19 protein-coding genes are annotated in these 19,164 nt (G+C 56.9%); 7 read left to right on the top strand and 12 right to left on the bottom strand.

The annotated features are described in order from the left end of the window. Nucleotides 1–89: 89 nt before the first annotated feature. The 3 genes from ACQG19_RS06310 (at nucleotide 90) to nfsB (ending at nucleotide 1,812) form a co-directional block, all read left to right on the top strand. Entirely contained in the window at nucleotides 90–680 is a 591-nt protein-coding gene (locus ACQG19_RS06310) for a TetR/AcrR family transcriptional regulator (RefSeq protein WP_426725859.1), read from the top strand. Next, entirely contained in the window at nucleotides 670–1,038 is a 369-nt protein-coding gene (locus ACQG19_RS06305; RefSeq protein WP_013097681.1) for an MmcQ/YjbR family DNA-binding protein, read from the top strand. Before ACQG19_RS06310 ends, ACQG19_RS06305 begins: the two co-directional genes overlap by 11 nt. A gap of 120 nt (nucleotides 1,039–1,158) precedes the next feature. After that, entirely contained in the window at nucleotides 1,159–1,812 is a 654-nt protein-coding gene (gene nfsB, locus ACQG19_RS06300) for an oxygen-insensitive NAD(P)H nitroreductase (RefSeq protein WP_013097682.1), read from the top strand. A 36-nt stretch (nucleotides 1,813–1,848) separates the two neighbouring features. Here the strand turns inward: nfsB and ACQG19_RS06295 are convergent, their stop codons facing one another. The 4 genes from ACQG19_RS06295 to ACQG19_RS06280 form a co-directional block, all read right to left on the bottom strand. Then, nucleotides 1,849–2,136 (bottom strand): helix-turn-helix domain-containing protein, encoded by a 288-nt coding sequence (locus ACQG19_RS06295; RefSeq protein ID WP_013097683.1) that lies wholly within the window; start codon nucleotides 2,134–2,136, stop codon nucleotides 1,849–1,851. Beyond that, on the bottom strand, nucleotides 2,117–2,446 hold the full coding sequence (locus tag ACQG19_RS06290) for a type II toxin-antitoxin system RelE/ParE family toxin (RefSeq protein WP_044158813.1): 330 nt from the start codon (nucleotides 2,444–2,446) through the stop codon (nucleotides 2,117–2,119). Before ACQG19_RS06290 ends, ACQG19_RS06295 begins: the two co-directional genes overlap by 20 nt. Before the next feature lie 139 nt (nucleotides 2,447–2,585). Continuing rightward, on the bottom strand, nucleotides 2,586–3,620 hold the full coding sequence (locus ACQG19_RS06285; protein ID WP_044158814.1) for a hypothetical protein: 1,035 nt from the start codon (nucleotides 3,618–3,620) through the stop codon (nucleotides 2,586–2,588). Further along, on the bottom strand, nucleotides 3,617–4,486 hold the full coding sequence (locus ACQG19_RS06280; protein ID WP_013097685.1) for a helix-turn-helix transcriptional regulator: 870 nt from the start codon (nucleotides 4,484–4,486) through the stop codon (nucleotides 3,617–3,619). Before ACQG19_RS06280 ends, ACQG19_RS06285 begins: the two co-directional genes overlap by 4 nt. A 107-nt stretch (nucleotides 4,487–4,593) precedes the next feature. Here ACQG19_RS06280 and ACQG19_RS06275 point away from each other — a divergent pair, with 107 nt between their 5' ends. Next, nucleotides 4,594–6,030, top strand: a complete 1,437-nt coding sequence (locus ACQG19_RS06275) for an MFS transporter (protein ID WP_029882609.1) — start codon at nucleotides 4,594–4,596, stop codon at nucleotides 6,028–6,030. 64 nt (nucleotides 6,031–6,094) lie between these two features. Then, a complete protein-coding gene (locus ACQG19_RS06270; RefSeq protein ID WP_020689363.1) occupies nucleotides 6,095–7,339 on the top strand; it encodes a mechanosensitive ion channel family protein in 1,245 nt (414 codons plus the stop codon). Here the strand turns inward: ACQG19_RS06270 and ACQG19_RS06265 are convergent, their stop codons facing one another. The 4 genes from ACQG19_RS06265 to ACQG19_RS06250 form a co-directional block, all read right to left on the bottom strand. Further along, nucleotides 7,340–8,311 (bottom strand): LacI family DNA-binding transcriptional regulator, encoded by a 972-nt coding sequence (locus ACQG19_RS06265; protein ID WP_038418845.1) that lies wholly within the window; start codon nucleotides 8,309–8,311, stop codon nucleotides 7,340–7,342. Nucleotides 8,312–8,386: 75 nt separating this feature from the next. Continuing rightward, nucleotides 8,387–9,529 carry a Gfo/Idh/MocA family protein gene (locus tag ACQG19_RS06260; protein ID WP_246931609.1) on the bottom strand — a complete coding sequence of 381 codons (1,143 nt, stop codon included), beginning with the start codon at nucleotides 9,527–9,529 and terminating at the stop codon, nucleotides 8,387–8,389. Then, entirely contained in the window at nucleotides 9,522–10,547 is a 1,026-nt protein-coding gene (locus ACQG19_RS06255; protein WP_246931610.1) for a sugar phosphate isomerase/epimerase family protein, read from the bottom strand. Before ACQG19_RS06255 ends, ACQG19_RS06260 begins: the two co-directional genes overlap by 8 nt. Nucleotides 10,548–10,562: 15 nt before the next feature. Further along, on the bottom strand, nucleotides 10,563–11,801 hold the full coding sequence (locus ACQG19_RS06250; RefSeq protein WP_029882613.1) for an MFS transporter: 1,239 nt from the start codon (nucleotides 11,799–11,801) through the stop codon (nucleotides 10,563–10,565). Between the two features lie 204 nt (nucleotides 11,802–12,005). Here ACQG19_RS06250 and ACQG19_RS06245 point away from each other — a divergent pair, with 204 nt between their 5' ends. Then, nucleotides 12,006–12,368, top strand: a complete 363-nt coding sequence (locus tag ACQG19_RS06245) for a type II toxin-antitoxin system RelE/ParE family toxin (RefSeq protein WP_013097692.1) — start codon at nucleotides 12,006–12,008, stop codon at nucleotides 12,366–12,368. Next, nucleotides 12,356–12,655 carry a helix-turn-helix domain-containing protein gene (locus ACQG19_RS06240; protein WP_013097693.1) on the top strand — a complete coding sequence of 100 codons (300 nt, stop codon included), beginning with the start codon at nucleotides 12,356–12,358 and terminating at the stop codon, nucleotides 12,653–12,655. Before ACQG19_RS06245 ends, ACQG19_RS06240 begins: the two co-directional genes overlap by 13 nt. Nucleotides 12,656–12,818: 163 nt before the next feature. Here ACQG19_RS06240 and pheP read toward each other — a convergent pair whose 3' ends face one another. From pheP to yahO, 4 genes are all read right to left on the bottom strand, one after another. Next, nucleotides 12,819–14,204, bottom strand: coding sequence for a phenylalanine transporter (pheP, locus tag ACQG19_RS06235; RefSeq protein ID WP_040021452.1), 1,386 nt, complete (start codon nucleotides 14,202–14,204; stop codon nucleotides 12,819–12,821). Nucleotides 14,205–14,306: 102 nt separating this feature from the next. Then, nucleotides 14,307–16,280 carry a PhoX family protein gene (locus ACQG19_RS06230; RefSeq protein ID WP_057071947.1) on the bottom strand — a complete coding sequence of 658 codons (1,974 nt, stop codon included), beginning with the start codon at nucleotides 16,278–16,280 and terminating at the stop codon, nucleotides 14,307–14,309. A 126-nt stretch (nucleotides 16,281–16,406) separates the two neighbouring features. After that, nucleotides 16,407–18,590, bottom strand: coding sequence for a TonB-dependent receptor (locus tag ACQG19_RS06225; protein ID WP_058651674.1), 2,184 nt, complete (start codon nucleotides 18,588–18,590; stop codon nucleotides 16,407–16,409). A 223-nt stretch (nucleotides 18,591–18,813) separates the two neighbouring features. Then, the gene (gene yahO / locus ACQG19_RS06220) at nucleotides 18,814–19,089 is read right to left on the bottom strand and encodes a DUF1471 family periplasmic protein YahO (protein ID WP_246931611.1); all 276 of its coding nucleotides are present in this window, start codon (nucleotides 19,087–19,089) and stop codon (nucleotides 18,814–18,816) included. Nucleotides 19,090–19,164: the final 75 nt, after the last annotated feature.

Here is a 19,164-nt window from a genome sequence, read left to right as displayed (position 1 = left end):
ACGTTTTCGATCTTTGACATTCCGCGTTGCAGCGGGTCAAAGCACGTGTTTCAATCAGGGTTTTTACAATTGACAGGAGGAAAAATTTAGTGACACGTCCGAAGAGTGAAGATAAAAAACAGGCCTTACTGGACGCCGCAACCGCGGCATTTGCGCAGTCAGGTATTGCCGCCTCAACGGCGTTAATTGCCCGTAAAGCGGGCGTCGCCGAAGGTACCCTGTTCCGCTACTTTGCTACCAAAGACGATCTGCTGAATGCCCTCTACCTGCACCTCAAGCAGGACCTCTGTCAGTCAATGCTCTCTAATCTGGACCGCAGCCTTACCACACCGAAAGAGCATACGCGAAACATCTGGAACAGCTATGTGGACTGGGGGATACGCAACCCCGTGGCGCATGCGGCAATCCGCCAGATAGGCGTGAGTGAAAAGCTGAGCGCCGAAACGGAACTGGCGGTGAAAGAGATGTTCCCGGAGCTGCATGAACTCTGCCGCCGCTCGGTGCGCCAGGTATTTATGTCCGATGAGTTTAAAACCTTTGGCGATGCGCTTTTCTTATCGCTTGCCGAATCCACAATGGAATTTGCCACCCGCGATCCTTCTCGCGCCGTCGATTTTAAAGCGCTCGGGTTTGAGGTTATGTGGCGCGGGCTTGCCCAGGAAGAGAGCGATGGACAGTAAATCCCTGCAGGAGCACGCCAAACGCGTGGCGCTGGAGCTGCCTTTCACCGAACACTGCTGGCCGTTTGGACCGGAATACGATGTGTTTAAGATAGGCGGAAAAATTTTTATGCTGATGGGCACCGTACATGGACGGCCCCACGTCAGCCTGAAGTCAGACCCGGAAAAATCGCTGTTAAACCAGCAGATTTATCGTGGAGTGGAACCGGGCTATCACCTCAATAAAAAACACTGGATTTCCCTCTACGGTACCGACGACGTTACGCCAGAGCTGGTGACCGATCTCATCAATGACTCGTGGAATCTGGTGGTGGATAAGCTGCCGAAAAAAGACCAGAAGTGGATCAGACCGGTTTGATTGTTCGTCTGAGACGAACAGTATAAGCGCTCGAATCGCACTTATCTTTTTCCGCGTCTCGCTGTAATCTGCTCTCCTTTCGCGCCCGCGTGCGGGCGAATTTCATTACCAGGAGTTGTTATGGATATTATTTCTGTCGCCCTGAAACGCCACTCCACCAAGGCGTTCGATCCCGCTAAAAAACTGACCGCAGACGAAGCGGAAAAGATCAAAACCCTGCTGCAATACAGCCCGTCCAGCACCAACTCTCAGCCGTGGCACTTTATTGTCGCCAGCACCGAGGAAGGTAAAGCTCGCGTGGCGAAATCTGCCGCAGGCACTTACGTCTTCAACGAGCGCAAAATGCTGGACGCTTCTCACGTGGTGGTGTTCTGCGCAAAAACCGCGATGGACGATGCCTGGCTGGAACGCGTGGTGGATCAGGAAGAGGCCGATGGCCGTTTCAACACGCCAGAAGCCAAAGCGGCGAACCATAAAGGTCGTACCTACTTCGCTGACATGCACCGTGTGGATCTGAAAGATGACGACCAGTGGATGGCGAAACAGGTTTATCTGAACGTGGGTAACTTCCTGCTGGGCGTGGCTGCGCTGGGCCTGGATGCGGTACCGATTGAAGGCTTCGACGCCGCGATCCTCGACGAAGAGTTCGGCCTGAAAGAGAAAGGTTTCACCAGCCTGGTGGTGGTGCCGGTTGGGCATCACAGCGTGGAAGATTTCAACGCCACGCTGCCAAAATCTCGCCTGCCGCTGAGCACGATTGTGACTGAGTGCTAATCAGTACTGGCACGCTGGATCCCGGCGTGCCAGCTATTAATAAAGCGTGATCTGCGGATGCTTTACCCCACACACCAACGCATAACGCGTTAAGGTATCCAGACTGGCTCGTGTGATATTTGCTTCCATTCGTGAAACCGTTGGCGCGCTAACCCCCATCCTCTCTGCCACCTGCGCACGCGTCAGTCCGGCCTGGTTTCGCCATTGCGCCAGCATGTCACGCAGACGCGCTTTACGCTCTTCCGCATCAAAAGATGCCTGTACCTCGGAATCACTTAATAACTCTGCTCTTAATTCGTCCCAGTTAATAATCTTCTTGCTCATCTAACATCTCCTGTTGTCTCTTCAGTGCCAGACGGATTTCAGCGGAGGGGGTTTTTTGCGTCTTCTTAATAAAGACCCGCAACAGAAAAATGGTCTTCTCCCGTTGATAGACATAAATTCCGCGACTATGGAGCAGCCCAATTGTTCTTATTTCAAACAAGCCATGTGGCAACGGCTTGCTATCAGGCTCCCTCAATGCGGTTGGATGAGTACGCAATTTATCTAGCTGGCGAATCAACTTCGCCTGTACCACCGCAGGCAATGCGAGGATCTCCTCCCGAACCGCATGATGAACGATAAGTCTGAACATGGTTATTCATCCCTGACGATATTAACATATAAGGCAATTTGCATTAAAGGCTAATTTCACCTTTCGTGATTTACCTTACACGTTTGCGCCAGGATCAACCGAGTCCACGTCGATTCCCTGAATCCTTCTCGCAAAAAACTTACCTGGCCGGGTTACCGGCGTGCCAGATTCGTTCTGCATAGCGCCCAATCACCGCCAGCGACGCCGCGAGGAGCAGGAAGAACACCACTTTGTTCATCCCGTCCCAGAAGTATTCGAAGTAGCGGGTGTAGAGGTTAATGGCGAGGAAGGTCAGGCCAAAACCGCGCAGCATGCCGTCGTCGGTTTTAAGGCTGATGTAAATGCAGAGCACCGCCGCCACGGCGAACAGCAGCGCCCACGGCAGCAGCGAAGCCTGCGTAACGCCATACCAGTTATCGATATCGTAGTTGCCGAAAATCGACATGATCCACAGGGCGACAAACAGATACGTGAGCCCCATCGCTTTGCTGGTCGTGTATAGATGGCGCGCCTGCAGCCTTCCGCGCAGCAGCCAGCACAGTGCCAGCAGCGCACCGCCGAAGAAGATAAAGCGTACCGGGTAGTTCATTCCCAGCCAGTAGGCGCCCCAGCCGGACATATAGCCCGTCTCCGCACCAAACCAGTTACCGAGTGAGAGCAGGAAAAACAGCCACACCAGGCCAGAGCGACCAAAGAAGCCCACCAGCCCGTAAACCGCACATCCCGCCAGGAACAGCGGTGCGATATGGCCGCTGCCGTTATCCAGACGCTCCCCGAGTTGCCAGAGCGCGATGGCGGTAAAGAGCACGCCGAGAAAAAGCATGGCTTCAGTGCTGTAATGCCACTGGGTTTCCCGACGCTGTCGGCTGAAGCCCCACAGATAAAACAGCACGGCAACCAGCGCAGGCAGCCCGATGCGGGCGATGGAGGAGAAAGAGAAGAATGCAATAATGCGCGCCATCAATTCACTGTCGGAGAACAGGCTGCCGATAGCGATGATCACGCAGGCCAGCGCCGTCCAGAAGGCATAGCGGCTGAGCCGCTGCCAGTCCATGGTGACGCGTGTCAAGGTGCCCGCCAGACGCTGATGTTCGTCAGCGCTTAATGTGCCTTCCTGCTGCCACTCGTTGAGCGCGCGGCGCAAAAGCCGCTCCTGTTTTCGGGTTACCTTCATTTTGCCTGCTCCGCCAGCCATTCCATCGCCCGCTCCCCCGCGTCATCCACCGGCAGATAGACCAGCAGCCGCGATCCATTACGCGGTGCAGAGTACCAGTACATCTGCTGCAGGGTAAACTCGCCCAGCTCAGGATGGGTAAACAGCTTGAGCTGATTCTCCACTCCGCGCACGTCGTTGCGCTGATGCCACAGGGTTTTAAATTCTTCAGACACCGCAAAGAATCGCGCCAGTTTAGCTTCCCACAGCGGATCGCCCCGGTGCTCGGCCATCGCCGCGCGGAAATAGGAGACAAAGATCGGCAGCACGTCGTCACGCTTGCCAAGCCGCGCACGCCATGCGGGATGGGTGAGGAAAAGATAAATACAGTTGCGATCTTCCGGCGGGATCGCATTGAAATCGACGCCCATTAAGTGCCCGAAGCTGTCGTTCCACGCCACGATATCGAAGTTGGGTTTCTGGATGCTGGCGGGTTTCGGCATGAGGGTATCAAGCAGGCGACGCGTGCCCTCGCTGATCCCCTCGCAGCCCGTCGCCTGTGGCGCTTCACCCGGCGGCAATCCGGCCAGCACAAACAGATGGCGCGTCTCGGTCGGGGTGCATTGCAGCGCTTTTGCCACTGCCGCCATCACGGTGCTGGAGGGATTAACATCTCTGCCCTGCTCCAGCCACGTGTACCAGGTCACGCCCACGTCAGCCAGCAAAGCCACCTCTTCACGGCGCAGCCCCGGCGTGCGGCGGCGGCCGCTGCGCGGCAATCCAAGACGCTGTGGATCAAGGCTCTCACGCCGGGCGCGTAAAAATGCCCCCAGCTGTTTTCGCGTGTCGTCCTTGAGTGAGACAACAGGTTCAGACATCAGCGCCATAACTCCCCCTGCATGGTAGTGCCAGTACCAGTATAAGCAAGAACTGGTACCCGTTTATCAGATCGTTGATGCTACGACCATCTGTTGAATGACGCAATGGAGTTACCATGAATACGTCAGTTGTTTCACCGGGTCGCGCAGGCCTGATATTGCTGTTAACCGGCCAGATGCTGCCGCTGATTGATACCTCGATCACCAACGTGGCGCTGGACGCTATCACCCACTCCTTGCACGCCACCGCCACCGAACTGGAGCTGATTGTCGCGCTCTACGGCGTGGCCTTCGCCGTCTGCCTTGCCCTTGGCAGCAAGCTCGGGGATAACCTCGGGCGCCGTCGTCTGTTTATGTGGGGCGTGGCAAGTTTTGGCCTGGCGTCGCTGCTGTGCGGAATGGCGGGAACCATTGAGCAACTGCTTGCCGCGCGCATCATTCAGGGCGCAGGAGCGGCGCTGATCGTGCCGCAAATCCTCGCCACGCTGCACGTGACGCTAAAAGGCACGGCCCATGCGAAAGCGATCAGCCTGTTTGGCGGTATCGGCGGCATTGCGTTTATCGTCGGGCAGATGGGCGGCGGCTGGCTGGTGTCGGCAGATATCGCCGGGCTGGGCTGGCGTAACGCCTTCTTTATCAACGTGCCCATCTGTCTGGTGGTTCTGGGCTTGAGCCGTCGCTATGTGCCGGAAACCCGTCGCGAAACCCCGTCGCGCATTGACTGGACGGGCACCGTCCTGCTGGCCGTCATTCTCTGCTGCCTGCTGTTTCCGATGGCCCTCGGCCCGCAGTGGCACTGGTCCTGGCCGCTGAAGGCCGCACTGATGGCGATTATCCCGCTGGGGTATCTGATGGTCTTAAATGCCCGTAAAAAAGAGCGTGAGGATGCCCATCCGCTGATCCCGCCGCGTCTGATGCAGCTTCGCAGCATCCGCTTTGGCGTGCTGATTGCGCTGCTCTTTTTCAGCGTCTGGTCCGGGTTTATGTTCTGTATGGCGCTGACCATGCAAACCGGTCTGGGAATGGCACCGTGGCAGTCGGGGAACAGTTTTATCGCCCTGGGGGTGACCTACTTTATATCGGCATGGTTTGCCCCGCGTCTGATTGCCCGCTACAGCACCAGCTCGATTCTGCTGACCGGGCTGGCGATTCAGATTATCGGCCTGCTGGCGCTGATTGCCACCTTCCGTCTCTGGGGCATGGACAACACGGCGCTGACGCTGGCACCGGCAACCGGGCTGGTTGGCTATGGGCAGGCGCTGATCGTCAACAGCTTCTACCGCATCGGGATGCGCGACATTCAGCCTGACGATGCCGGGGCGGCCAGCGCGATTTTAAGTACGCTGCAGCAGGCCGCCCTGGGGCTTGGCCCGGCGATTTTTGGTGCGATCCTGCTGCACGCGCTGCAAAACCACCACGGCGATTACACCCAGGCGATTAACGTCTTCCTCGCCGTGGAAACCGGCATGATGATCGTGCTGGGGCTGGCAACGTTACGTATGCGCCATCGTCTGTGCCTGCCGGTGGTGAAAACCTGCCACGCCACCAAATAAGCCGCGAATTTGCATAATAGATCCGCAGCCGCCATTATGGGGCTGCATCAATACAGGAGACGTTATGCAGGAATTAATTGCTCAGGTTGAAGAGTTAGGGATTGAAATTAATCACACCACCTCGTTAGTGATTATCTTTGGTATTATTTTTCTTACCGCCATCATTGTTCATTTTATTCTGCACAAAGTGGTGCTCCGCGCTTTTGAGAAACGTGCGCAGGCCAGCAGCCATTTGTGGTTGCAGATCATTACTCAGAACAAGTTATTTCACCGCCTGGCGTTTACCCTTCAGGGGATAATCGTCAACGTTCAGGCGGTACTGTGGCTGCAAAAAGGCAGCGAAGCAGCGGAAATGCTCACCACCTGCGCGAAGCTGTGGGTGATGGTGTATGCCCTGCTCTCTTTCTTCTCGCTGCTGGACGTGATTTTTAATCTGTCGCAGAAAATGGCGACCGCCTCACAGCTGCCGCTGAAGGGGATCTTCCAGGGGATCAAGCTGGTGAGCGCCATTCTGGTGGGGATCTTAATTATCTCCCTGCTGATCGGCCAGTCACCCGCCATTCTGATAAGCGGCCTGGGGGCCATGGCAGCGGTACTCATGCTGGTGTTTAAAGACCCGATTCTGGGGCTGGTCGCCGGTATTCAGCTCTCCGCTAACGATATGCTCAAGCTCGGCGACTGGCTGGAGATGCCGAAATACGGCGCTAACGGCACGGTGACGGACATTGGTCTCACCACGGTTAAAGTCCGCAACTTCGATAACACCATCACCACCATTCCGACGTGGGCGCTGGTCTCCGACGCGTTCATCAACTGGAGCGGCATGTCTGCCTCCGGCGGGCGACGCATTAAGCGCAGCCTGAATATCGACACCACCAGCATTCACTTCCTCGACGAGCAGGAGCAGCAGAAGCTGATTCAGGCGAAACTGCTTAAGCCTTATCTGGCCGCGCGTCATGAGGAAATAAACCTGTGGAATCAGCAAAACGGTGAAGGGGAATCGGTATTAAACCTGCGCAAGATGACCAATATCGGCACCTTCCGCGCCTATCTGAATGAATATCTGCGTAACCACCCGCGTATTCGTAAAGATATGACGCTGATGGTGCGCCAGCTGGCGCCTGACGCAAATGGTCTGCCGATTGAAATATATGCCTTCACCAACACGGTGGTCTGGGCGGAATATGAAGAGATTCAGGCTGATATCTTCGACCATATTTTTGCCGTGGTGGATGAATTTGGTCTGCGTATTCATCAGTCCCCCACCGGGAACGATATTCGCTCCCTGGCGGGCGGCATCGCACAATAATCAGGTACTGGCGCGGGAAATAAAGCGCCAGTCCAGCATCACCCTCTCCGTGGGCGCATCCGGGTTATCGATTTTATTCAACAGCAGATCGACTGCCTTGCGCCCGATATCCCGCGAAGGCTGTTCAATGGTGGTCAGCGAGATCATCTCCGCCAGCTCCGTACCGTCAAACCCTACCACCGCGATATCCTCCGGCACACGCAGCCCCACCTGCTGTATGGCACGCAGCGCCCCTGCCGCAAGGGTATCGGACACGGCAAATACCGCGTCCGGCGGGTTGTCCTTCAGCAGATTTTGCATCGCCGCCATGCCCGCGCTGGAGCTGAGATCGCGGGCATATTCCACCGCCTGATAATCCAGATCCCGCAGGTGGAGCACGCTTTTGTAACCGCGTTCGCGCAGGCGGGCATATTTGTAGCTGAGATCGTGATTGATCATCGCGATACGTTTGCGTCCGCCGTCGACAAGCTGGCTGATGGCATGTTGTGACGCGTCCACATCATTGATGCCCACGCAGGAGACCGTTCCGGCATCGGCGTATTCGGCGCACTGCACCCACGGCGCGGAGCCGATCAGGGCAGCAAGTTCAGGCAATTTTGAGAAGGCATCCATGGTGATAATGCCGTCGACGATTTTGCCCGACAGCAGGCTTAACCCCGAGCGGGAGCGTTCGATATCAGACCCGGAATTGCACAGCAAAATACGGTAGCCGTTCTTCTCGGCTTCCTCTTCAATGCCCTTCACCACTTCGGCACAGAACGGGTTGGCGATATTCGAGACCATCACCAGGATCATATAGCTGCGCGCGGTGCGCAGCTGGCGTGCCAGCAGGTTGGGCTGGTAATTGCTCTCTTTAATGGCCTGCAGGACGCGCTCGCGGTTTTTCGCCTTCACGGTATCGCTGTTGTTAAGCACGCGCGAGACCGTTGCCACGGACACTCCGGCAAGCTGAGCGATTTTCTGAATTGACATAGCGACGGCACTTCCTGCGGTTAACGTTTTATGCAGGCTACCATAAATTCGTTGCCCGGCGAACCGGGCAACGCGTTACGCTTGCACACGAACCCAGCGCTGCTGCTGATGGCTTTTCACAATGGCATCAATGATATACATCACGTTCGCCCCGTCGTGGAACGTCGCAAACGCCGGCCGTTCGGACATCACGCCGGCCTGCACGGCACGGTAAAACTGCGCCATCATGTTTTTAAACGCATCGGGCCAGCCTTCGATGTGTCCGCCGGGGAAGTGAGCGCTGTCGGCCACATCGCGGTTCATCAGACCCGGATCGTCACTGAGCGTCTGATTGGCCTGCGCGCGGTGGCCAATCCACAGCTGTTGCGGCACCTCCTGATCCCATGCCACCGACCGTTCGCTGCCGTTGATTTCAAACGTCAGACGGTTTTTGCGCCCGGCGCTCACCTGCGAAACGCTAAAGCAGCCTTTGCTGCCGTCGTCAAAGCGGAACAGGACTGAGCCAACGTCTTCGGTGGTGACCCGCTTGTCTTCATACTGCGCGTTTTCGTCATGTGTGAAGGTGTGATTGCCTGCCACGTTTGCCTTGCGCGTCGGCCAGACGATGGATAAATCGGCCATCACCTCGGTGATGCGCCGCCCGGTAACAAACTGCACCGTGTCACACCAGTGCGAACCGATATCCGCCACCGCGCGCGACGCACCGCCCAGGGCCGCATCCACCCGCCAGTTGTAGTCCGTTTCCAGCAGCATCCAGTCCTGCAGATAGCTGCCGTGCGCGGCGAAGATCCGCCCGATGCTACCCGCCCTCATCATGCTTGCGGCCTGGCGCACCATGGCAAACTGGCGATAGACAAAGCTGACGCCGTGGATCACCCCTGCCTGCTCCGCCAGCGCTACCAGCTCACGCGCTTCGTCCGGGGTCATGCACAGCGGCTTCTCGGAGAATACGTGCTTTCCCGCGCGCAGGATCTGGCGGTTAATCTCCGCGTGCAGATGGTTTGGCGTGCAGTTGTGCACCACGTGTAAATCCGGATGTGCAAGCAACGCCTCCACGCTGTCGAAGGCGTGCGGCACGTTAAGCTGACGCGCTTTTGCCTGCGCCTCGGCAAACGTACCGTCGCAGAGCGCCACCACCTGCACAAACCCGAGACGCCGAAGCGCCTCGATATGCGCCGGGCCGATAAACCCGCTGCCGATAATGCCGACGTTAATCATCGTTACCCCCTGCGGCAAAATCATCAAACGCGCGCCCGGAGACCGGAATGATGTGGCGGCGGATAAACTCGCTGCCTTCCCTCGCGCCGGTATCACCATCCTTCAGGCAGCACTCCCACTCCAGCACCGCCCAGCCGTCGTAGTCGTACTGGGTCAGCTTGCTGAAGATGCCTTTGAAGTCGATCTGCCCGTCCCCCAGTGAGCGGAACCGCCCGGCCCGGTTGAGCCACGGCTGGTAGCCGCCGTACACGCCGCTGCGCCCGTTGGGGCGAAACTCGGCATCCTTCACGTGAAACGCTTTAATACGCGCATGGTAGATGTCGATAAAGGTCAGGTAGTCCATCTGCTGGAGCAGCATATGGCTTGGGTCGTAGAGAATGTTGCAGCGCGGGTGGTTATCAACAAGCGCCAGAAAACGCTCAAAGGTCACTCCATCGTGCAGATCTTCCCCCGGATGCAGCTCAAAGCAGACGTTCACGCCCTGCTCGTCAAAGGCGTCCAGAATCGGGCGCCAGCGGGTTGCCAGTTCCTGGAACGCCGCCTGAAAACGCTGCTCATTGTGCGGCGGCCACGGGTAGAAAAACGGCCATGCCAGCGAGCCGGAGAAGGTGGCGTGCGCCTTCAGGCCTAATCTCGCCGAGGCCACAGCGGCCTGTTTCAGTTTTTCTGTGGCCCATGCCTGCCGGGCGGCCTCATTGCCGCGTACGGCTACAGGGGCGAAGTGGTCAAACGCGTCACTGTACACCGGGTTTACCGCCACAAGCTGGCCTTCCAGATGGGTCGACAGCTCGCTGATCACCAGCCCGAGCTCCGCCAGCGTGCCGGTGATGTCATCACAATAGGTCTGGCTTTCAGCCGCTTTCTGCACATCAAAAATAGCCGGATGGTTACAGGGGATCTGCACCGCCTTATAGCCCATCGCTGCCGCCCAGCCCGCCAGCCCGTCGAGCGTGTTGAATGGTGCATTAACACCAATAAACTGCGACAGAAAAATACCCGGTCCCTTAATCGTTCTCATACCACCTCCAGAACATTACGCCTTGTCATCGTCATACTTAAACGTGAGAAGGAAAATCAGCGCGATCGCCGCGGCAGCCACCGCCGGGATCCACCAGAACGTGACCCACGCCTGCGGAACGGCCTGCCCGGCCACCAGGCGGTTATAGAGCGCGCCGGATATCTGTGAGCCAAGCAGCATGCCGATGCCGTAGGTGAACATCACGATCATGCTCTGCGCCTGACCTTTGACCTTTTCGCCTGCGACCCGGTCGGTATAGATAAAGCCGACGACAAAGAAGAAATCGTAGCAGACGCCGTGCAGCAGAATGCCGAGATAGAGCAGGATGCGCCCCTCTTCACTCACGCCCAGCGCAAACATGGCGTAGCGCACAAACCACGCCAGCATGCCGATCAGCAGCATGATTTTCACGCCCAGGCGGCGGAACAGCAGCGGAATGACCAGCATGAAGAAGATCTCCGACATCTGCCCGAACGACATGGCGGTACTGACGTCCGCAATACCCGCATCCGCCAGATACGAGGCGGTGTAGGCGTAGTAGGTCCCCAGCGGGACGGAGATCAGCATCGCGCAGACGGAAAAGACGAAAAAGTGGCGGGTTTTAAGCAGCGCAAACGCATCCGCGCAGAAGAGATCGCGAACCTGCACCGGCAGCCCTTTCGCGGGAGCAGGCGTGTGCGGTAGCGTCAGGCTGTAGAGAGCCAGCAGCACGGAGCTGACTGCCGCCACCTGGAAGATGGTGACGCTTGCCGCCACGCCGGTGACGCCGATGAAAATGCCCGCCACAATCCAGCCGATAGTGCCGAACACGCGCACCACCGGGAAGGTTTTATCCACGTTCGCCAGGCTGTGAAAGGCGATATTGTTGGTCAGCGCCAGCGTCGGCATATAGCAGAGCGTGTAACCAAACAGCAAGCCAATCAGCAGCGCACCGTTTTCAGCAATCAGCGCGCCCGGCACAAACCAGAGGATTGCTGCCCCGGCCAGATGCATCACCGCCATCACCTTTTGCGAAGCGAAGAAGCGATCCACCAGCATGCCGAGCACAAACGGCGACAGAATAGAGGCGATAGGCCCGGCGGAGAACGCATCGCCAATCAGCAACGACATGTTGTGCTGGGTCATCACCAGACCCAGCGTGACCGACCAGCTACCCCAGATAAAAAACTGCAGAAACATCATCAGCGACAGACGCGGCACCAGCAGCCGGTGCGGTGCTATCGCCTTTCCACTACTTTCAGTTGTTGACACCATGATAAGCCTCACCCTCAAAAGTAATCGATTACAAAACGGCTCAAACAAAAAGTAATCGATTACAAAATAAAGATCCTGTGGATCGTAGAAGATTTGGGAGGGGGGTCACGATAAAGAGGCTTGCCTGATAAACAGATGTGTTCTGATTGGAATTATAGCCAATAGGCTATAAAATAATAAGGCGAGGAAGCTACAGGAGAAACGATGTGGAACGTCGAGACAACAGACAGATTTGATGAATGGTTCTTTGAACAAACAACAGCGTTAAAAGAAGATGTGCTGGCAGCAATGCATATTCTTTCTGAGTTTGGTCCGCAACTTGGGCGGCCGTTTGTAGACACCGTGAAGGCTTCAGCCTTTGGGAACATGAAAGAGTTACGAATTCAGCACAGAGGAAATCCCATCAGGGCCTTTTTTGCTTTTGATCCTGACCGCAAAGCAATTGTGCTCTGTGCCGGGGACAAAACCGGTTGCAACCAAAAACGGTTTTATAAAGAGATGATAGCGCTGGCTGACGTTGAGTATCACAGACATCTGGCGAATAAGGAGGCCATATGGCAACGCTAAAAGAACTTATGGCACAACAGAGCGCGGAAAGTCAGGAGCGCATTGCGGCGAAAGTTGAAGTAATGCGCAGAATTGTTGCGCTGAACCAACTGCGGGAAGAGCTCAATATTTCGCAGACAGAACTGGCCGCGGCAATGGGGGTAAAACAACCCACGGTGGCGAAAATCGAACAGCCGGGAAACGACCCCCGACTTTCAACGCTCAAACGCTATGTGAGTGCGCTTGGAGGGGAGCTAAGCATCGATGTAACGTTACCAAACGGGAAACGGATAGCGTTTGAGATTTAATAGTGCAACATGTAGGCCCGGTAAGCGCAGCGCCACCGGGCGTGAAGGCAGGTGCGGCCGGGATGCGGTCGGGTTTGGTGCGGTCTGGTGCCCTCACCCCGGCCCTCTCCCACAGGGAGAGGGGGCAAACATTAAAAACGGCAACCAGGTTGCCGTTTTGCTTTTACCTTCGAGAGAGCTTAAACGCGATAAACAGGAACACCACCCACACCGGCAGCAGCATGGCGGACAGGCGCATGTCGTCGATGGTGCACATCAGAACCAGGATCATCGCCAGGAACGCAATACAGATGTAGTTGCCTGCCGGATAGAGCAGCGCCTTAAACTGCGTCTCACGCCCCTTGCGGCGCATCGCGGCGCGAAAACGCAGGTGCGCCAGGCAGATCATGATCCAGTTCAGCAGCAGCGTGGCGACAACCAGCGCCATCAACAGACCAAAGGCGGATTTCGGCAGCAGGTAGTTGATCAGCACCACCAGCGACGTAATGGCCCCGGAAAGCAGCAGAGAGTTGACCGGCACGCCGCGGCGGCTGACGCGGGTGAGGAATTTCGGGGCGTTCCCCTGCACCGAAAGGCCAAACAGCATGCGGCTGTTGGAGTAAACCCCGCTGTTATAGACCGACAGCGACGCCACCAGAATGACGAAGTTCAGCGCCGACGCCACCACGTTGCTGTTCAGATCGTGGAAAATCATCACAAACGGACTGCTGTCGGACTTCACTTCCACCCACGGGTAGAGCGCCAGCAGTACCACCAGCGAGCCGATGTAGAACAGCAGAATACGGTACACCACCTGGTTAACCGCTTTTGGAATGCTTTTATGCGGATCGCGCGCTTCGGCCGCGGTGATCCCAATCAGCTCCAGCCCGCCGAACGAGAACATAATCACCGCCAGCGACAGGATCAGCCCCTTCCAGCCCGTCGCCAGGAAGCCGCCGTGCTGCCAGAGGTTGTCGAGAGTGGCCCGCTCGCCGCCGTGGCCGGAGAACAGCAGCCACAGGCCAAAGCCGATCATGCCGATAATCGCCAGCACCTTGATCAGCGCGAACCAGAACTCGGTTTCACCATACAGGCGCACGTTCACGAGGTTAACGGCGTTGATGATAATAAAGAAGGCCGCAGCCCAGACCCACGTTGGCACCTCGGGCAGCCAGTACTGCATATATATGCCTGCGGCGGTCAGTTCGGCCATTCCCACCAGCACAAACATCACCCAGTAGTTCCAGCCGGAGAGGAAGCCTGCGAACGGGCCCCAGTATTTATAGGCAAAGTGAGCGAACGAGCCTGACACCGGCTCTTCGACGACCATCTCGCCGAGCTGGCGCATGATCAGGAAGGCGATAACCCCGGCGATACCGTACCCCAGCAGGACCGCCGGGCCAGCCATCTGAATGGCGGGGCCGATACCCAGGAACAGCCCGGTACCGATCGCGCCGCCAAGGGCAATTAACTGAATATGTCGATTTTGCAAACCACGTTGCAGCGTCGGGTTCTGTTCCGACGAAGCTTCAGCGCTACCGTTGCCTGAAGCGGATGACGCGTCTTTCACGTCCTACCCCTGTCTCTTTTTTAGAAGGGGCACGTTTTAACACTTCATGCTGGTGGTAGCAAGTTTAACGCCGGGCCACTGCGTGCACCCGGCGGATAAACGTCACGAACCGATGATCCCACCGTCCGCTTTGGTGATCACCACCGTCGACGAACGCGGACGCCCGTTCGGGTTCGCGTCTGGCCAGTTGGAAACAGCACGCGGATTGGCCGGGTCGGTAATATCATCCCCGCCCTCTCCCGGATGCTGAATGTTAATAAACAGCGTGCGGTTGTCCGGCGTAAACGCAATCCCGGTGATTTCACACCCGCGTGGGCCGGTCAGGAAACGGCGATACTCATTGGTGCCCGGAATGGTAGCCACCATCTGGTTATTGCCCATCCCTTCGTACGCTTTCTTATTAATGGTGCTGGAAGAGACATCGGTCTGGATCCACAGCACGCCCTGGTGATCGAACGACAGGCCATCCGGGCTGCCGAATGCTGCCCCCTGCATGGAGCCTTTGGCCTTCGGATCGTCGCTGTCGGTACGCCCGGCCATCACCAGAATATCCCACTTAAAGCGAGCGGCGGCCGGATCGGCTCCCTCTTCGTGCCAGTGCATAATATGACCAAACACGTTGTTGGCACGCGGGTTGGCGGCATCGACCGGCGCCTTGCCCTCTTTACCGCGATCGCTGTTGTTGGTGAGCGTACAGTAGACGCTGCCGCTGGCGTGCGGATCGACCGCAATCCACTCTGGACGATCCATTTTCGTCGCCCCCACCACGTCGGCCGCCAGACGGGTTTTGATCAGCAGATCGCCCTGGCTTTCGAAACCGTTGCTTTTATCCAGGCCATTCTGCCCGAAGATCAGCGGCAGCCAGTCGCCGCTCCCCTCCTCGTTGAACCGGGCAACGTACAGCGTGCCGGACGTCAGCAGCTGCATATTGGCTTCACGGTTGGCAGGATCGTATTTTTTGTCCGAGACGAATTTATAGATGTACTCAAACTTCTGGTCGTCCCCCATATAGACCACCACGCGGTTATCGGCGGCGAGCGTGACGGCGGCGCCTTCATGCTTGAAGCGGCCCAGAGCGGTGTGCTTGCGCGGCGTGGAGCTGGGATCGTAGGGATCAATCTCCACCACCCAGCCGAAACGGTTGGGTTCGTTAGGGGTTTTATCGACGCTGAAGCGGTCATCCACCTCGTTCCAGCGGTAGGATTCATCGCTGTCGCTGATGCCGTAGCGTTTTTCCAGCGGATTAAGATCGGCTTTTTTGACAAAAATATCCGACCAGTTCTCCTCGCAGGTGAGATAGGTGCCCCACGGCGTATGGCCGTTGGCGCAGTTTTGCATGGTGCCCAGCACGCGTTCCCCCTGCGGGTCAGCGGCGGTTTTCATTAAGTCCTGATGCCGTGCCGGGCCGGTAAGCTGCATCGGCGTATTGACGGTAATGCGGCGGGCATACGAAGACGGGCGAACCACCTGCCAGTCGCTGCCCGATTTTTTCACTTCCACCACCGACACGCCCATCGCGTTCTGCCCCTTGCGGGCCTTGTCGAGATTCCAGTTGGCCGTGCCATCGGTAAACAGCATCCCGTTATCGATGTACTCATGATTCAGCGCCAGCAGGCCATGTTCCGGGTTTTGTTTCCCTTGCGGCAGGCTAAACCACGCCATCCCGTCGTGGTGCATGCCCGCCTGCACGGCCTGTTCGTCGGTGGTGTTGCTGGCATCCTGTTTAAACGCCGGCATGTTGTTCTTGATCCCCGTCGGGTCACCCCAGCGATAAAACGGACGGGCGATATAGCCTTCCGGCACCCTGACCGTATCTTCCGTGGATACGTCGATGCTGGTAAAGCCCAGGGAAACCGCTTTTGCCAGTGCAGAAGGCTTTGATACTGCGGCAATGGCGCTTTCAGGTTTGATCAGAAAAGGGAATGAAGCGGCAGCACCCGCCACGGCGCCCATCTGTAAAAAACGGCGGCGGGAGAGGAATACCTCCGCAACCTCGGAGAATACCGGGTTAGCGCTGCGGTTAGTGATATCGTCGCGATGTTCTTTTTTAAATACGGATTTGAGGGGTCTGCCCATAGCGGCTTCCTGTCATTGGCCAAGAGGTAAAGGTCTGGAGGCCAGTGTAAGAAGCTTTTATTACAATTTTATAACAAGGTACGGAAGGATGGGGGCATCCCTGCCCCGGATAACGAGGTGGAACGCTTAGAACTCGTAGCCAACCGAGACCTTAAAGGTACGCGGTTCGCCCTGCGTGATGTAGGTGCCGGAATCGTCAACGCTGGACCAGTAGTTTTCGTTAGTCACGTTGTCGATGCCCGCGCGCACCGTCATCTGGTTTTCATTGTGGTTCACCGCGAAGCGATAGCGCATGCCCAGATCCAGCGTGGTATAGCTGTCGAGCTTTTTGCTGTTCGCGAGGTCGGCGTACTGCGTGCCGGAGTGGTTGACGCGGGCGGTAGCCGTCAGGCCCTCAATCGGTTTGATGTCGTACTCTGCGCCCAGCACGGCGTAGAAGTTCGGGACACCAATGGCATCGTTGCCCTGATTCACGCCGTTTTTGGTTTTGGTCAGCTCGGCCTGCAGCCAGGTGGCGCTGGCGTTCAGACGCATCCCGAGCATTGGCTCGCCGAAGACGTTCAGCTCTACGCCACGGTTACGCTGCTCAGCGTCCAGGCCGTAGTGACCGCTGTCGTCGAGGATCGCCGACGGCATTTTGATCTCAAACAGCGCCAGGGAGCCGCCCACGCGGCCAAAGTCCGCCTTCACGCCCACTTCATTCTGCTTAGAGTGAACGATACCGGTGCTCTGGCCGTAGTTGGTGGCCGTGTTGGGCGCGGTTTTACCCGGTTGCAGCGCTTCGGTGTGGTTAGCGTAGAGCGAAATTTCCTCCCACGGTTTATAAACCACACCGTAGGTTGGCATCCAGCGGCTGCCGTCAAAACCGTCCGCGTCGTTTTCCGCACCGGTAATTTTGTTGTACCCGCGGATGACCACTTTCTGATGACGTGCACCAGCGGTAAACAGCAGCTTGTCATCCAGCACGCCCAGGGTATCGCTCAGCAGCCAGCCCTGAGTGCGGGTGCGCCCGCTGGTCAGCGGATCGCTGTATTTGCCGCCAGAGCCGTTGAAATTGGAGCTGTCCGGCATCGCGACGCCGGTGTTGTGGTAAATGTTGGTGGTTGGGTTATCCGCCGTCGCCGACATTTTCCAGGCGATTTTTTCGTTTTTGGTCATCGCGGAATACCCCACGTTGACCTTGTGCGAGACAAAGCCGGTAGTGAAGTGACCGCGTATCCCCGCCATACCGCTGACGGAATCGCTGATACGGTTGGTATCAAGACGGCTGACCGTGGCCTTACCGCTCTTGTCCACCAGCTTCGGCGCGCTGTAGATCCCCTCTTCGTGCGCGTGCTGCGCGCCGAGACCGGTATAGGCCGTCCAGTTGTCAGTGATGTCGTACTCGCTGCGCCACATCCCGAACTCGTTTTCAATGTCACTGTAGGCCCATTTCTGCGAGAAGTTACGATCGTTTTTCGGCGGCTCTGGCACAAAGTCCACGGCGGAAATGTTGACGCTGGTCGGGCTGCCGTGGAAGGTTTTCTTCTGATAGCCCAGATCCAGCGAGGTACGGAAATTGTCGCCTTTGTAATCCAGACCGGTGGAGAGCAGCGTGGTGCGGCGGCGGTCGTTCGGCACGCCGGTTTCCCCTTCCCGGTGAACCAGGTTCACGCGCGCGCCGAACTGGTCGTTGTCGCCAAAGCGTCGGCCAGCATCGAGCGTGGTGCCAATCTGTGAGTCGGAGGTGTAGTCCACGCCCACTTTCGCCTGCGGGACGTCGCCCGCATGTTTTGGCTCAAGGTTAATCATCCCGCCCACGCCGGAGCTTGCCGCGCCGTTCATCAGCGAGTTTGCCCCTTTGAAAATTTCAATGCGATCGACCATCTGGGCATCCACAACCTGACGCGGCAGCACGCCGGACAGGCCGCCAAAGGTCATGTCATCGCCGTCAAACTTCAGGCCACGAATACGGAAGGTTTCGGCGCTGTTACCGTAACCCTGAACAAACTGCACGCCCGCATCGTTGGCAACCACATCAGCAATGGTTTTCGCCTGCTGATCTTCCACCAGCTTCGAGGTGTAGCTGATGATATTAAACGGCACGTCCATGGCATTCTGCTGGCCGAGCATCCCCAGACGGCCGCCGTTTGCCACCTGTCCATCCAGGAAGGCGGGTACCAGTTGGTCGCCGCCGGGAGTGAAATCAGGCCCGGTGGCAGACTGGACGACCATGGTGTCTTCTGGCTTTGCCTCTGCCGCAAGGGCAGCGTGGGTCACTGCGCCAATGGCGAGCGCCAGCAGTGTTTTATGCATTCTGGTGTTGTTCATAATGGACTCATTAAATGTGCGCGCAAAAATAGCCCGTTGTCGGGCCTTAGAAATGTTTATGTGTAATGCAAATGAGAACTATACGCATTATATCTGCGTTAGCAAGTGTAACCGCGCGTTTCGGCCTGAGGACAGGGGGTTAAATGAAGCCGGGGAAGAGAGAGGTGTTACAGAGGAAAAGCGTGACGCACAGCCACCCCGGATCCGGGATGGCTGCAGGACATTATTTTTTCTTGTAAATATCGGCCGTGCCGTGAATTTTGTTATTGGTATTACCTGACGTGAGCACCAGTACGTCGGCACCTTCTTTTTCTGCTTTTTCAATCAATTCTTTCTTTGCATCATCAATAGAGACTTCATTTGAAGTGCTTACCGTACCGATTTTTTCATACTGCGATTCGACTTTCTCGAATTCATTTTTCGTCAGCAGTTCAGCCGCAAAGGTATTGGTGGTAAACAGAAACGCCGTTCCCAGCAAAATAGCAGTCGTCTTTTTCATAACCTTTTTTCCTTGAGATTAATCAGCAACTACGAAAAACCTCACACATGATGGTGAGGTTTTATGAGCATGGTA

Origin of the sequence: Enterobacter cloacae complex sp. 277I4, assembly GCF_050031465.1 — a bacterium.
In the GTDB taxonomy this organism is placed as follows: Bacteria; Pseudomonadota; Gammaproteobacteria; order Enterobacterales; family Enterobacteriaceae; genus Enterobacter; species Enterobacter cloacae.
This window is presented reverse-complemented; position numbering and strand designations above follow the sequence as displayed.